Source organism: Pseudomonas sp. NyZ480, assembly GCF_029537255.1.
GTDB lineage: Bacteria > Pseudomonadota > Gammaproteobacteria > Pseudomonadales > Pseudomonadaceae > Aquipseudomonas > Aquipseudomonas taiwanensis.
On record NZ_CP120626.1, the window covers coordinates 49,075 to 61,710 of the forward strand.

Genomic DNA, 12,636 nt, shown 5'->3' on the forward strand with positions numbered 1-12,636 from the left:
CAAGGAGAGTGCTCATGTCCGATCATCACACCTACAAGAAGATCGAGCTGGTGGGATCTTCACCCAACAGCATCGAAGAGGCGATCAACAATGCCCTGGCCGAAGCTGGCAAGAGCATCAAGCACCTGGAATGGTTCGAAGTGGTCGACACCCGGGGTCACATCCGGGACAACAAGGCGGCGCACTTCCAGGTCACGCTTAAGGTCGGGTTCCGCATCGCCAATAGTTGACCCATGATCGGGATGGAAAGTCCCGGCGTGATGGCGTTACAACGCTGGAGGGTGCCTGGGTGGCGCCCTTCTTGTCTTTTCTCATCTGAAACAAGGAATGCGGTCGATGAAGAAACTGATGCTTGCGATAGGCCTGATGGCGCTGGCCGGTGGTGCGATGGCGGCCGGGAAGTCGTGCGAGGAACTCAAGGCGGAAATCGCGGCCAAGCTCGATGCCAAGGGTGTCAAGGGCTACACGCTTGAGATCGTCAACAAGGGTGACCCAGCGGGCAAGGTGGTCGGCACCTGCGAAGGCGGCAAAAAAGAAATCGTCTACCGACGTGGATGAGCGTTGGCCCGTTCGCCGGCAAACCCGCTCCCACGGGCGGTGCCCCCGCAGGAGCCGGTTTGCCGGTCAATTGGGCGCTACTCGGCCTTCAAGGCCTGCGCCAGTAATTCATAGGACCGGACCCGGTCTGCATGCTCGTACAAGTCGCAGGTGAAGATCAGCTCATCCGCGCCCGTCTGTTCCAAGAGCACTTGCACCTTAGCCCGCACTTTCTGCGGGCTGCCGATCATCGCCAGGCCCAGGAAGCTGCCCACTGCGTCCCGCTCATGGGGCAGCCAAAGACCGTCCATGCTCGGCACCGGGGGCCGCTGCATCAGGCTTTGTCCGCGAATCAGGGCGAGAATGCGCTGGTACACGGATGTGGCCAGGTATTCGGCCTTCTCGTCGGTTTCTGCCACGACCATCGGTACTCCGAGCATTACATAAGGCTTGTCCAGGACCGTGGACGGTTTGAAATGGTCGCGGTAGATGCGGATGGCCTCATGCATGTAGCGCGGCGCGAAGTGCGATGCGAAGGCATAGGGCAGCCCACGCATGCCCGCCAACTGGGCGCTGAACAAGCTGGAGCCGAGTAACCAGAGTGGCACCTCGGTATCGTGGCCGGGGACGGCGATCACTTTCTGATCAGGTGTGCGCGGTCCGAGATAGCGCGACAGTTCTTCGACATCGTCGGGGAAGTCGTCAGCACTGCCGGAGCGTTCGCGGCGCAGGGCCCTTGCAGTCATCTGGTCGGAGCCTGGCGCACGGCCAAGGCCCAGGTCGATGCGGCCCGGATAGAGGCTGGCCAGGGTACCGAACTGCTCGGCGATCACCAGGGGCGCGTGGTTGGGCAGCATGATGCCGCCGGAGCCGACCCGAATGGTCGATGTGCCACCGGCCAGGTAGCCGATCAGCACTGACGTGGCCGAACTGGCGATCCCATCCATGTTGTGGTGTTCGGCGACCCAGAAGCGGTTGTATCCGAAGCGCTCGACGTGTTGTGCCAGGTCCAGCGAGTTGCGCAGCGACTGCGCCGGGCCGGCGTCGGCACGGACGGGCACCAGGTCGAGGGTGGAAATTTTCAGGTCACGCAACTGCGTCATCGGAGCCTCCGTAAGGGTGATTGGCCAGAGGCCATGTGAACTCTGTATGGGCACATTCGGCCGTTTCAATGCGTGATGGCCGATTAGTCTGAACTTGCCGGGGGGCGTTGGCCTCTGAACCCATGAGTACCTAACCCAGCGCTCAGGAGGCAATATGAAGAAGACAGCATCAGCGATCTGGCAAGGTGGTTTGAAAGACGGCAGCGGCTTTCTCTCCACGGAAAGCGGGGCCCTGAAGCAGAACCCTTATGGCTTCAATACCCGTTTCGAAGGCTCACCTGGCACCAACCCGGAAGAGTTGATCGGCGCAGCCCACGCAGGCTGTTTTTCGATGGCCCTTTCCATGATGCTGGGCGAGGCGGGGCTGACCGCAGAGCGCATCGACACCATCGCCGAGGTCTCTCTGGATAAACAGGCCGATGGCTTTGCCATTACCGCGGTGCACTTGGTTCTGCGGGCCAAGGTGCCGGGGGCCAGCGAGTCGCAGTTCCTGGAAATCGCCAACAAGGCGAAGGCAGGCTGCCCGGTTTCCAAACTGCTCAATGCCACTGTCAGCCTCGATGCCTTGCTGGTGGGCTAGGCGGCGCAACTGCGGCGGTTTGCGGTAGTCTAAACAGCGTTGGCAGCGAGACTGCCTTTTGAGGAGCTGTTCAATGATCCGCGTAACAATCGCCGTGCTGGCGTCCTTGGTCGCTACGTCCGCACTGGCCGCGGTCAAACCGTGCGAGGAACTGAAGGCCGAGATCGAAGCGAAGATCCAGGCGCAAGGTGTGCCGTCCTACACCCTGGAAATCGTGCCTAACAGCGAGGTCAAGGACCCCAACATGGTCGTGGGCAGCTGTGATGGCGGTACCAAGAAAATCATCTACCAGAAGAATGACCGGTAGCAGGTGGGGCCGCTTTACGGCCCCAAACGCTCAGGGCACGCAGAAGACCCTGCTGGGTTCATTCACCAGCACCTCGCGGTTGGCATCGTACAACAGCACTTGTGGCTTCATCACCGGTGCCCTGGCCTCCAGGCGATAGCGCTCGCCGGCCTTGAAGTCGTCGTAGCGTACGGTCAGGTAACAGGTGCGATCCACGGGTTGGGACATGACCCCGCCGGAGTAGATCTCGTAGTCGAAACGCACCACCAGTTCATGCTTGCCCGGCGTGACCTGGAAAAAGCGACCGTCCTCCAGGCGCTTGCCATCGAGTCGATCGGCCATGATGACCCGTCCTGGGGTGGTGGTATAGAGGTCGACCCAGGCCTGCTTGGGGTCGGCGGGCGGCAAGGGGCTGGCGCAAGCCCCCAGTGCGCTGAGAGCGATCAGCATCATAGGCTGGCGCATGGCGAAACTCCCGCTTGCGGTTCACAAGCTACAAGCATAGCGCCGTTCAGCATGTTCAGGTACGTTGGCAGCCCGCTGGCAGCCCTTGTCCGACCAGTTTTTGCTGCTGGTCGTAGAGTTTGATCCAGGGGCGGAAACCGATGCTGCCGGCCTGCATCTGGTAGCGCTGGCCAGCGCTGAAGTCCTTGAACGTGAGATTGAGTTGGCAGTCGCGCCACAGGGGCTCGCTGACCGGGCCGATATTGCTCGGTGTGACTGGAAACTGGTAACGCACGGTCAATTCGTGGCTGCCGGGCGCCACTTCGAAATAACGTTTGTCTGCCCATTCGCGCTCGTCCACTTCAACGGCGTGCAGTGAGGTGTCGTCACTTAGGGCGAGATCGACCCAGGCCTGGTTGGGGTCTGGGTTGGGCAGCGTCGAGCAGGCGGACAACAGCATCAGCAAGCCGATGGCAAACAGTGGACGCATGGCGAAACTCCCCCTTGGCAAGATAGTCTTGGAGCGCATCGGCTGTGAGCGAGTAGATAGCCCAAGATGGTTCGATTTCTTCTTTTAAAGCGCTCAGGCTCTGGGCCACTCGACCGCGTTTTGACCTGTTTGGTTCCCTGGTTGGCCGCCCTTCTGCTGAACGGTTGCAGCAGCCTTGGGTATTACGGTCAGTTGGCTGAGGGTCAATGGCAGTTGTTGAATGCCCGCACGCCGGTGGCGCAGGTCATTGCCGACCCTGCTACCACGCCACGTTTGCGAGCTCGACTGGAGCATGCCGAGCAAGCTCGGGCATTTGCCAGCGAGCATCTGAAACTGCCGGACAACGGTAGTTACCGGGTATACGCCAACTTGGGGCGCCCCTTCGTCGTCTGGAACGTATTCGCCACGCCGGAGCTTTCGCTGCAGCCGGTGACCCACTGCTTCCCCATCGCGGGCTGTGTGGCCTATCGCGGCTATTACCGACAGGGCGCGGCACGCGGTGCGGCGGCGGTGATGCGCCGGGACGGCATGGATGTCTATGTCGGCGGCGTGGAGGCCTATTCGACCCTCGGCTGGTTCGATGACCCCATTCTGTCGTCGATGGTCGGCTGGGGGGATGAGCGGCTGGCTGCGCTGATCTTCCATGAGTTGGCCCACCAACGTGTCTATGTGAAGGATGACACCGAGTTCAACGAGTCATTCGCCACCTTCGTCGAGCAGGAAGGATCGCGGCAATGGCACGTGGCGCGCGGGTTTGCAACGATTCGGGACGGTCAGGTGAAACAACGCGACCAGTTCACGCGACTGGTTCTTGCCAGCCGCGAGCGACTCCAGGCGATCTATGCCGGGCCGCTGGACGATGCCCACAAGCGTATCGCGAAGCAGGCGGAGTTCGAACGCTTGCGTCGGGAGTATCGAGTGCTGCGCGACACCCAGTGGAGTGGCGACAAGCGTTACGACGCCTGGGTATACGGGCCAATGAACAATGCCAAGCTGTTGCCATTTGGGCTGTACGACCAGTGGGTGCCAGCCTTTGCGGCGCTGTTCGACGACGTGGGCGGGGATTGGGCGCGGTTCTATGGACGGGTCGAAGCGCTTGGGCGGTTGCCCCTTGCAGCGCGCAAGGCAGCTTTGGAGCAGTTGTTGACCGGGCATTGAGGTTTTGGGGCCGCGCAGCAGCCCCGACTGCCATCAGGCCTTGATGAATGCCGCGTGCATCTGGGCCAAGGTCGCGAAGTGGAACGCCGGCTCCTGTGCCATCAGCTCTTCATGGCTACCAAAGCCGTAACCCACGGCCACTGCCTGCAGGCCGTTGCTGCGGGCGCCGATCAGGTCGTGTTTGCGGTCGCCGATCATCAAGGTCTCGGCCGGGTTCAGCCCCTGCTCGTCGAGCAGGTGCCGGATCAGCTCCACTTTGTTGGTGCGAGTACCATCGAGCTCACTGCCGTAGATCACCTTGAAGTGGTGGTCGAACGCGAAGTGCCGGGCGATCTCGCGGGCATACTTCCAAGGCTTGGACGTGGCGATGTACAAGGTGCGGCCCTGCCCATTGAGCGCACTCAGCAGCTCGGGAACCCCATCGAACACCAGGTTTTCGTACAAGCCGGTGACGCTGAAACGCTCACGGTAGAAGTTCACCGCATCCCATGCCTTGGCCTCGTCGAAGTTGTAGAACTGCATGAAGGCCTGCAGCAGGGGGGGGCCGATGAAGTGTTCGAGGCGGGTCAGGTCCGGCTCGTCGATACCCAGCTTGGCCAAGGCGTACTGGATCGAGCGCGTGATGCCCTCGCGGGGGTCGGTGAGGGTGCCGTCAAGGTCGAAGAGTATGTTTTGCTGGTGCATGTGAAGGGGGTCACTCAAGTCGTTGATCGTTCCATTGTCGGGCTTACCCGCGAAGAGGTCATTCCGGTCGGTCGTAGCCTTCGGCCAGGTGCTGGTCCTTGAGCTTCACGTAATTGCTGGCGCTGTAGGGGAAAAAGGCGCGTTCCTTGTCAGTCAGCGGTCGGGCCTGCTTCACCGGACTGCCGACATACAGGTAACCGCTTTCCAGACGCTTGCCCGGCGGCACCAGGCTGCCGGCGCCGATGATCACTTCGTCCTCGACGATGGCGCCATCCATGATGGTGCTGCCCATGCCGACCAGGATGCGGCTCCCCAGGGTACAGCCATGCAGCATGACCTTGTGGCCAATGGTGACATCGTCGCCGATGATCAGCGGGAAACCATCGGGGTTGAACGGGCCTGCATGGGTGATGTGCAACACGCTGGCGTCCTGCACGCTGGTGCGCGCACCGATGCGGATGCGGTGCATGTCGCCGCGGATCACCGTCAGTGGCCAGACCGAGCTGTCCTCGCCGATTTCCACATCGCCCAGCACCACCGCCGAACGGTCGACGAAGGCCCGTGGTCCAACTTTCGGAGTGTGTTGCTGGAAGCTTCGGATGGCCATGATAGCGTCTCTCATCTGTGCCGATAGGCAGGCTGCCTGCTGCGGTCGGCGTCGATTGTAATTAAGATGGTCCAGTGTTTCTCCTGCCAAGGTATCCAAACCGTGAGTGCGAACAACCCGCTTCTGCAGTCCTACGATCTGCCGCCCTTCTCGGCGATCCGTGCCGAACATGTGCTGCCGGCGATCGAAGAGATCCTGGCCGACAACCGTAAAGCCATTGGCCAGATCCTCGAACAGCAAGGCAAGCAGCCCACCTGGGCCGGCCTGGTGCTGGCGATGGACGAGCTCAACGACCGACTGGGCGCCGCCTGGAGTCCGGTAAGCCACCTCAATGCGGTGTGCAACAGCCCGGAGCTGCGCGAGGCCTATGAGTCCTGCCTGCCGGCACTGAGCGCCTACTCTACCGAACTGGGGCAAAACCGCGCGCTGTTCGAAGCCTACCAGGCGCTGATCGACAGCCCGGAAGCCGCAGGCTTCGACGTGGCGCAGAAAACCATCCTGGAGCACGCCCTGCGTGACTTCCGCCTGTCGGGTATCGACCTACCTGCCGACAAGCAGCAGCGCTACGCCGAAGTGCAGAGCAAGCTGAGCGAGCTGGGCAGCCGCTTCTCCAACCAACTGCTCGATGCCACCCAGGCCTGGACCAAGCACGTCACCGACGAGGCAGCCCTGGCCGGTCTGACCGATTCGGCCAAGGCGCAGATGGCCGCCGCCGCTCAGGCCAAGGGCCTTGAGGGTTGGCTGATCACCCTGGAGTTCCCCAGCTATTACGCGGTAATGACCTACGCCAGCGATCGCGCCCTGCGCGAGGAGCTGTATGCCGCGTATTGCACCCGCGCCTCGGACCAGGGCCCGAATGCCGGGCAGTTCGACAACGGCCCGGTGATGCGTGAAATCCTCGACCTGCGCCAGGAACTGGCCGAGCTGCTCGGTTTCAAGAATTTCGCCGACCTGAGCCTGGCCACCAAGATGGCCGAGTCCAGCGACCAGGTGCTGAGCTTCCTGCGCGACCTGGCCAAGCGCTCCAAGCCCTTCGCTGCCCAGGATCTGGAACAGCTCAAGGCCTATGCAGCCGAACAAGGCTGCGCTGAGCTGGCCAGTTGGGACGCCGGCTACTTCGGCGAGAAGCTGCGCGAACAACGCTACAGCGTTTCGCAGGAAGCCCTGCGTGCCTACTTCCCGATCGACAAGGTGCTGTCCGGCCTGTTCAACATCGTCCAGCGTCTGTACGGCATCGAGATCGCCGAGCTCAAAGGCTTCGACACCTGGCACCCCGATGTGCGTCTGTTCGAGATCAAGGAAAATGGTCAGCACGTCGGCCGCTTCTTCTTCGATCTGTACGCCCGCGCCAACAAGCGTGGCGGCGCCTGGATGGACGGCGCTCGCGACCGTCGTCGCACCGCCAGTGGCCAGTTGCAGAGCCCGGTTGCCAACCTGGTGTGCAACTTCACCCCGGCCGCACCTGGCAAGCCCGCTTTGCTGACTCACGATGAAGTCACCACGCTGTTCCATGAATTCGGCCATGGCCTGCACCACCTGCTGACTCGGATCGAGCATGCGGGTGTATCGGGCATCAATGGCGTGGCTTGGGATGCGGTCGAGCTGCCGAGTCAGTTCATGGAAAACTGGTGCTGGGAGCCCGAAGGCCTGGCGCTGATCTCTGGCCATTATGAAACGGGCGAACCGCTGCCCAAGGACCTGTTGGACAAGATGCTGGCTGCGAAGAACTTCCAGTCCGGCATGATGATGGTGCGCCAGCTGGAGTTCTCGCTGTTCGATTTCGAGCTGCACGCTCGCCACGGCGACGGCCGCAGCGTACTGGAAGTGCTCGAAGGCGTGCGTGACGAGGTCTCGGTGATGCGTCCGCCGGCCTACAACCGCTTCCCCAACAGCTTTGCCCACATCTTCGCGGGCGGTTACGCGGCAGGCTATTACAGCTACAAATGGGCGGAAGTGCTGTCGGCTGACGCTTTCTCGCGCTTCGAAGAAGAAGGTGTGCTCAACGCCGAGACCGGGCGTGCATTCCGTGAGGCGATCCTCGCCCGTGGTGGCTCCCGCGAGCCGATGGTACTGTTCGTCGACTTCCGTGGTCGTGAGCCTTCCATTGATGCATTGCTGCGTCATAGTGGCTTGAGCGAGGACGCAGCGGCATGAGCGAGGTAGTCGTGAACAGAACCAAGAAGCGCTTCATCGCTGGGGCGGTATGCCCGGCATGCAGCGAGCCCGACAAGCTGATGATGTGGAACGAGGACGATGTGCCGCACCGCGAATGCGTGGCCTGCGGCTTTGCCGACACGCTCAATGAGCAGGGCCTGTCGGTGCCCAAGGAACTCGGCACCCGGGTCAACCAGCTGGCACCCAAGGCTGCTCCTGCCAAGGTCCAGACGGTGCAGTTCTTCCCCAATCCGAAGCTGAAGAAACCGGCTGAGTGAAGCCCTGATGCCACCTGGGCCTTGTGCCTGGGTGGCATTCTCCTCTGCCCTGGGTGGTACATAGTGACGCCACCTGTTGCCCCTCCAGTGCGCATGCTCGCCTGCTCTTCAACATGAGCAAGGCAACGCACCATGGATACCGGTAATCCATTCCTGCAACACAGCAAGGTACCGCTGGACTACCATGCGGTGACCCTGGACAACATGCTCGCGGCTTTCGATTTCGTGCTGCAAGCCCATGAACACGGTATTGCGCGGATCATCGACGCTCAACAGACGCATCCGACCTGGGACGACTTCGTGCTGGCGATCGATGAACTGGACGCCCAGTTGCTGGCCGCCTTCAATGCGTCGTTGCCGCTGCTGGGCAGAGGAGAGGATTGGGGCAAGGCCGTCCTCGGGTTTTATGGAAAGGTTGTTGAACGCTTCGACCAGAAGCTGACCAATGGCCGCCTGCAAGCGCTGTACGAGCGCTTGGCGAGGCGTGCCAACGGCGTGAATCTGGACGCGCACAAGCGTGCCACCTTGCGCTGGTACCTCGACAACTTCGCCATCAGCGGCACGGCCCTCGATACCGACGGCAAGGCCCGTCTGGCTGAGTTGCAGAGGCAGATCACCACCTTGCGCGGGCAATATCAGTTGAATCTCAACCGCCCCGGCCTGCGCATCGACGATGAAGCTCAATTGCGTGGCATTCCCCAGCGTGTGCGCGACGAACTGGCATCCCGAGCGAGGGAGGCAGGTGAGCGAGGTTGGTTGATCGCGTGCGAGACTGCGGTCACTGAAACGGTGCTCATGTACGCTGAGCATCGTCCGCTACGTGAAAGCGTCTATCGTGCGTACCACCTTCGAGGTGTCAGCGAAGATGGGCAGCAGGACAATGGCACGTACTTGCAGCGTCTGGCGGAACTGCTGGATGAGAAAGCGCTTTTGCTCGGTTTTGCCAACCACCCTGAACTGAGCTTGCAAGCCAAGAGCGCGGGGGGACTCGCGCAGGTGAACAGGTTCCTTCACGACCTGGCCGACAATCTGCGGCCAGCCATGATCGAGCGTCGCTCACGGATCGAGAGCCAAGCCGCCGTGCAGGGTGTGAGCGACCCTGAGCCGTGGGACATGAGCTTCTTGCAGGCGCGACACAAAGCGTCGACCAAAGTGCTTTCCACCGAGTCACTGCGCGAGTTCTTCCCGTTGCCCGTGGTAGTGTCGGCATTGACCCAGTTGGCTGAGAAGCTATTTGGCCTCGTGCTTGTACCAAAGCCGTTCGCCGCCTGGGATGACAGCGTGCAGACATTCGAGGCCTGGCAGGACAACGCCTTGATCGGCTTCTTGTATCTGGACGCCGTGCAGCATCCTGGCAAGCAGCTGGATTGGGTGAGCACCACTTACATACGCAGCCGTCGGGTCAATGCCGAAGGGGTGTATCAAGAAGCTGCCGTCGTAGTGTTCAGCGACATTCCAGCCGCCGTCGATGGCGGCCAGCCGCTACTCGATCACCTGTCCCTGCGCAAGCTCTACCATGAGTTTGGCCATGCCTTGCACCACCTGCTGGTGCGTACCACAAACCATGTATTGTCCAATGTGTCCGCGCTCGGTACGGACGGCGTCGAGCTGTTTGGCAAGCTGTTCGAGCGTTGGGTGTGGAACGCGGATTACCTGGCCGGAATCTCGTCGCATCAATGGAACGGCACTAAGCTCGATCGCACGCGGGTGGAGGAATGCCTGGGCCGCCTTAGGCAGGATGGCCTGGAGGAAGCGGCAGGCCACCTGAGCCTTGCGCTGTTCGACCTGGACCTGCATGCCACACCGAAGGATGGTCGGACCCTTGAACAGCGCCTGACCGACGCCCGCGCACGCTGCGGATATTGGCCGCTTGCCGACTTCGAGCGTCCTGCCCATGCCTTCCAGCACCTGGTGAGCGGCTACGATGCGGGCTACTACGCCTATTTATGGTCGGACGTGCATGCCTTCGACCTGTTCACGCGTTTCGAGGCTCAAGGCCTGCTCGACCGTGGCACCGGGCGCGCGTTGCAGGAGGCATTGTTCGCCCCAGGAGCCTCACGGCCACTTCGCGAAGGAATCGAGGCCTTCCTTGGGCGTGCACCAAGCCACCTGCCCTACTTGCGCTGGCATGGTGTGAATTGATACTGCCCTGACCAAAGGGGCTGGAAGAATCATCTGGGCTGAGGCACTGTATGTAAATACAGTATCGAGGTGAGCGATGATTCCTCCAGCGCCGCAAAAGGGCCGTGGCACGGTTCACAATCCGCACAACCGCTTCGCACCGAGTCAATCGGTGGCCGAAGACGATGGCTGGTATCAAGAGGTTCCTCTCACCCAGGGTACCGAGGTGAGCGTCGAAACGGCCAAGTCAGTCATCAGCCGCAACACCTCCCCCGACCTGCCCTTCGATCGTTCCATCAACCCCTACCGTGGCTGCGAACATGGTTGCATCTACTGCTATGCCCGCCCCTCGCATGCTTACTGGGACTTGTCTCCGGGCCTGGATTTCGAAACCAAACTGATCGCCAAGACCAACGCAGCCGAGGTGCTGGCACAACAGCTGAGCAAACCGGGTTATGTCTGCGCACCGATCAACCTGGGCTCCAATACCGACCCCTACCAGCCCATCGAACGTGAACAGCAATTGACCCGGCGTCTGCTTGAGGTGCTGTTGCGCTTTCGCCATCCGGTCACCATCGTCACCAAAGGTGCGCTGGTGCTGCGTGATCTCGACTTGTTGGCGGAGATGGCCAGCCAGCGCCTGGTGCGGGTGATGATCAGCCTCACCACGTTGGATGATGAGCTCAAGCGCGTGCTGGAACCCCGCGCGGCGGCACCCAAGGCGCGGTTGAGGGCGATTCGGGTATTGCGCGAAGCAGGGGTGCCGGTGGGCGTGCTGTGCTCCCCCATCATCCCGATGATCAATGACAGCGAGCTGGAGCACCTGCTGGAAGCCGCCAAGGAAGCCGGCGCGCAGAGCGCCGCCTACATGATGCTGCGCCTGCCACTGGAAGTGGCGCCGCTGTTCGAGCAATGGCTGCACGACCACTATCCACAACGTGCCGCGCATGTGCTCAGCTTGATCCGCCAGAGCCGAGGCGGCGAGCTCTACGACAGTCGGTTCGGGGCACGCATGCGTGGCGAGGGGGTATTCGCCGATCTGCTGGCCCAGCGTTTCGCCAGGGCCATGCGTCGTCTGGCTTTCGAACGCCGGGAGGCTCAGTCGCTGGACTGCTCGTCCTTTTGCCCTCCGGGTGGACAGATGGCGCTGTTCTGAACCATCGAGGCAATGCTGTTGCATCCAATGAGGCTAATGGCAGCCAATAATTTCACTCATAGGGGTTGGCGGCTGATGCTTTTTTGATATTATTCAGCTCCCGCCTCCTTGGTCTGGAACGCTTGTTCTAGAGCCTCCGAATTCAGTTTCAATTAAGTTTTCCCCGCTAGCGTATGCAATCAGTCGGCAGCGACTGTGATGAATGGCCTGCGTGCGTCATCTAAATCCCCGCATAGCCAGAATCTTTCACCGGTAAAATGGATTTACCTACAAACCGTCAAGAGGATGAATCATGCCCGTCAAGGACCCATCCAAGGTCGTTCCGGAGGCCCCCGCCGAGAGCGCCGATGCCGCCCTGAAGCACATCGTCGACGGCTTCCTGCGCTTTCACCATGACGTCTTCCCCGAGCAGCAAGAGTTGTTCAAGAAGCTCGCCACCGCGCAGAAGCCGCGCGCCATGTTCATCACCTGCGCCGACTCGCGCATCGTCCCTGAGCTGATCACCCAGAGCTCGCCAGGCGATCTGTTCGTGACCCGCAACGTCGGCAACGTGGTCCCCCCGTATGGTCAGATGAACGGCGGCGTTTCCACCGCCATCGAATATGCGGTGCTCGCCCTAGGCGTGCATCACATCATCGTTTGCGGCCACTCCGACTGCGGCGCGATGCGTGCCGTGCTCAACCCCAGCTCGTTGGAGAAGATGCCAACGGTCAAGGCTTGGCTGCGCCACGCCGAAGTCGCCCGTACCGTGGTCGAGGACAACTGCTCGTGCGGCAGCGAGCACGAGACCATGAAAGTGGTGACCAAGGAAAACGTCATCGCCCAATTGCACCACCTGCGCACACATCCTTCGGTCGCGTCGCGCCTGGCGGCGGGCCAGCTGTATATCCATGGTTGGATCTACGACATCGAGACCAGTCAGATCGAAGCCTACGACGCGGCAAGCGACAGCTTCCTGCCGCTCACCGCGGGTGAGCCGATCCCCTGCGCGACCCCGAGAGGCCGCTACTAAGCGACCCTGACACCCGCATTACCTTG

At 61.5% G+C, this 12,636-nt stretch carries 15 protein-coding genes; 10 read left to right on the forward strand and 5 right to left on the reverse strand.

Annotated elements, in window-relative coordinates; translation table 11 throughout:
- Window positions 1-14 precede the first annotated feature (14 nt).
- Together P3R38_RS00220 and P3R38_RS00225 are read left to right on the forward strand one after the other, a co-directional pair.
- Window positions 15-230 carry a dodecin gene (locus P3R38_RS00220; RefSeq protein ID WP_023377979.1) on the forward strand — a complete coding sequence of 72 codons (216 nt, stop codon included), beginning with the start codon at window positions 15-17 and terminating at the stop codon, window positions 228-230.
- A gap of 106 nt (window positions 231-336) precedes the next feature.
- On the forward strand, window positions 337-558 hold the full coding sequence (locus P3R38_RS00225) for a DUF1161 domain-containing protein (protein WP_277686706.1): 222 nt from the start codon (window positions 337-339) through the stop codon (window positions 556-558).
- A gap of 77 nt (window positions 559-635) precedes the next feature.
- Here P3R38_RS00225 and P3R38_RS00230 read toward each other — a convergent pair whose 3' ends face one another.
- Window positions 636-1,640, reverse strand: a complete 1,005-nt coding sequence (locus P3R38_RS00230; RefSeq protein ID WP_023377983.1) for an LLM class flavin-dependent oxidoreductase — start codon at window positions 1,638-1,640, stop codon at window positions 636-638.
- A gap of 154 nt (window positions 1,641-1,794) precedes the next feature.
- On the opposite strand from P3R38_RS00230, the gene P3R38_RS00235 reads away from it, so the two are divergent.
- Both P3R38_RS00235 and P3R38_RS00240 read left to right on the forward strand, forming a co-directional pair.
- Window positions 1,795-2,220: an OsmC family protein gene (locus P3R38_RS00235; protein ID WP_023377984.1), complete on the forward strand. Its 426-nt coding sequence runs from the start codon at window positions 1,795-1,797 to the stop codon at window positions 2,218-2,220.
- Between the two features lie 73 nt (window positions 2,221-2,293).
- Window positions 2,294-2,527, forward strand: a complete 234-nt coding sequence (locus P3R38_RS00240) for a DUF1161 domain-containing protein (RefSeq protein ID WP_023377985.1) — start codon at window positions 2,294-2,296, stop codon at window positions 2,525-2,527.
- Window positions 2,528-2,557: 30 nt separating this feature from the next.
- Here P3R38_RS00240 and P3R38_RS00245 read toward each other — a convergent pair whose 3' ends face one another.
- Window positions 2,558-2,971, reverse strand: a complete 414-nt coding sequence (locus tag P3R38_RS00245) for a hypothetical protein (RefSeq protein ID WP_023377986.1) — start codon at window positions 2,969-2,971, stop codon at window positions 2,558-2,560.
- 55 nt (window positions 2,972-3,026) lie between these two features.
- Window positions 3,027-3,440: a hypothetical protein gene (locus P3R38_RS00250; protein WP_277686707.1), complete on the reverse strand. Its 414-nt coding sequence runs from the start codon at window positions 3,438-3,440 to the stop codon at window positions 3,027-3,029.
- 66 nt (window positions 3,441-3,506) lie between these two features.
- Here P3R38_RS00250 and P3R38_RS00255 point away from each other — a divergent pair, with 66 nt between their 5' ends.
- Window positions 3,507-4,598 (forward strand): aminopeptidase, encoded by a 1,092-nt coding sequence (locus tag P3R38_RS00255; RefSeq protein WP_027906637.1) that lies wholly within the window; start codon window positions 3,507-3,509, stop codon window positions 4,596-4,598.
- Between the two features lie 33 nt (window positions 4,599-4,631).
- Here the strand turns inward: P3R38_RS00255 and P3R38_RS00260 are convergent, their stop codons facing one another.
- Both P3R38_RS00260 and P3R38_RS00265 read right to left on the reverse strand, forming a co-directional pair.
- Entirely contained in the window at window positions 4,632-5,282 is a 651-nt protein-coding gene (locus P3R38_RS00260; RefSeq protein WP_023377989.1) for an HAD family hydrolase, read from the reverse strand.
- 58 nt (window positions 5,283-5,340) lie between these two features.
- Window positions 5,341-5,889 carry a gamma carbonic anhydrase family protein gene (locus P3R38_RS00265; protein ID WP_023377990.1) on the reverse strand — a complete coding sequence of 183 codons (549 nt, stop codon included), beginning with the start codon at window positions 5,887-5,889 and terminating at the stop codon, window positions 5,341-5,343.
- Between the two features lie 66 nt (window positions 5,890-5,955).
- Here P3R38_RS00265 and prlC point away from each other — a divergent pair, with 66 nt between their 5' ends.
- From prlC to P3R38_RS00290, 5 genes are all read left to right on the forward strand, one after another.
- Entirely contained in the window at window positions 5,956-8,043 is a 2,088-nt protein-coding gene (gene prlC / locus P3R38_RS00270; protein ID WP_027906636.1) for an oligopeptidase A, read from the forward strand.
- Complete coding sequence (locus P3R38_RS00275; protein ID WP_023377992.1) at window positions 8,040-8,321, forward strand: YheV family putative zinc ribbon protein; 282 nt, start codon at window positions 8,040-8,042, stop codon at window positions 8,319-8,321. The genes prlC and P3R38_RS00275 overlap by 4 nt, the downstream gene beginning before the upstream one ends.
- A 132-nt stretch (window positions 8,322-8,453) precedes the next feature.
- The gene (locus P3R38_RS00280; protein WP_277686708.1) at window positions 8,454-10,463 is read left to right on the forward strand and encodes a M3 family metallopeptidase; all 2,010 of its coding nucleotides are present in this window, start codon (window positions 8,454-8,456) and stop codon (window positions 10,461-10,463) included.
- Between the two features lie 76 nt (window positions 10,464-10,539).
- Window positions 10,540-11,598: a PA0069 family radical SAM protein gene (locus P3R38_RS00285; protein WP_023377994.1), complete on the forward strand. Its 1,059-nt coding sequence runs from the start codon at window positions 10,540-10,542 to the stop codon at window positions 11,596-11,598.
- Window positions 11,599-11,890: 292 nt separating this feature from the next.
- Complete coding sequence (locus P3R38_RS00290; RefSeq protein ID WP_023377995.1) at window positions 11,891-12,610, forward strand: carbonic anhydrase; 720 nt, start codon at window positions 11,891-11,893, stop codon at window positions 12,608-12,610.
- Window positions 12,611-12,636 lie beyond the last annotated feature (26 nt).

Bases quoted from the DNA above. Each gene is read 5' to 3' on its own strand.
- P3R38_RS00250 (WP_277686707.1), bottom strand. From the start codon at position 3,440: ATGCGTCCACTGTTTGCCATCGGCTTGCTGATGCTGTTGTCCGCCTGC.
- P3R38_RS00265 (WP_023377990.1), bottom strand. From the start codon at position 5,889: ATGGCCATCCGAAGCTTCCAGCAACACACTCCGAAAGTTGGACCACGG.
- P3R38_RS00240 (WP_023377985.1), top strand. From the start codon at position 2,294: ATGATCCGCGTAACAATCGCCGTGCTGGCGTCCTTGGTCGCTACGTCC.
- P3R38_RS00225 (WP_277686706.1), top strand. From the start codon at position 337: ATGAAGAAACTGATGCTTGCGATAGGCCTGATGGCGCTGGCCGGTGGT.
- P3R38_RS00275 (WP_023377992.1), top strand. From the start codon at position 8,040: ATGAGCGAGGTAGTCGTGAACAGAACCAAGAAGCGCTTCATCGCTGGG.
- P3R38_RS00230 (WP_023377983.1), bottom strand. From the start codon at position 1,640: ATGACGCAGTTGCGTGACCTGAAAATTTCCACCCTCGACCTGGTGCCC.
- P3R38_RS00290 (WP_023377995.1), top strand. From the start codon at position 11,891: ATGCCCGTCAAGGACCCATCCAAGGTCGTTCCGGAGGCCCCCGCCGAG.
- P3R38_RS00280 (WP_277686708.1), top strand. From the start codon at position 8,454: ATGGATACCGGTAATCCATTCCTGCAACACAGCAAGGTACCGCTGGAC.
- P3R38_RS00245 (WP_023377986.1), bottom strand. From the start codon at position 2,971: ATGCGCCAGCCTATGATGCTGATCGCTCTCAGCGCACTGGGGGCTTGC.
- P3R38_RS00220 (WP_023377979.1), top strand. From the start codon at position 15: ATGTCCGATCATCACACCTACAAGAAGATCGAGCTGGTGGGATCTTCA.
- prlC (WP_027906636.1), top strand. From the start codon at position 5,956: ATGGTCCAGTGTTTCTCCTGCCAAGGTATCCAAACCGTGAGTGCGAAC.
- P3R38_RS00255 (WP_027906637.1), top strand. From the start codon at position 3,507: ATGGTTCGATTTCTTCTTTTAAAGCGCTCAGGCTCTGGGCCACTCGAC.
- P3R38_RS00235 (WP_023377984.1), top strand. From the start codon at position 1,795: ATGAAGAAGACAGCATCAGCGATCTGGCAAGGTGGTTTGAAAGACGGC.
- P3R38_RS00285 (WP_023377994.1), top strand. From the start codon at position 10,540: ATGATTCCTCCAGCGCCGCAAAAGGGCCGTGGCACGGTTCACAATCCG.
- P3R38_RS00260 (WP_023377989.1), bottom strand. From the start codon at position 5,282: ATGCACCAGCAAAACATACTCTTCGACCTTGACGGCACCCTCACCGAC.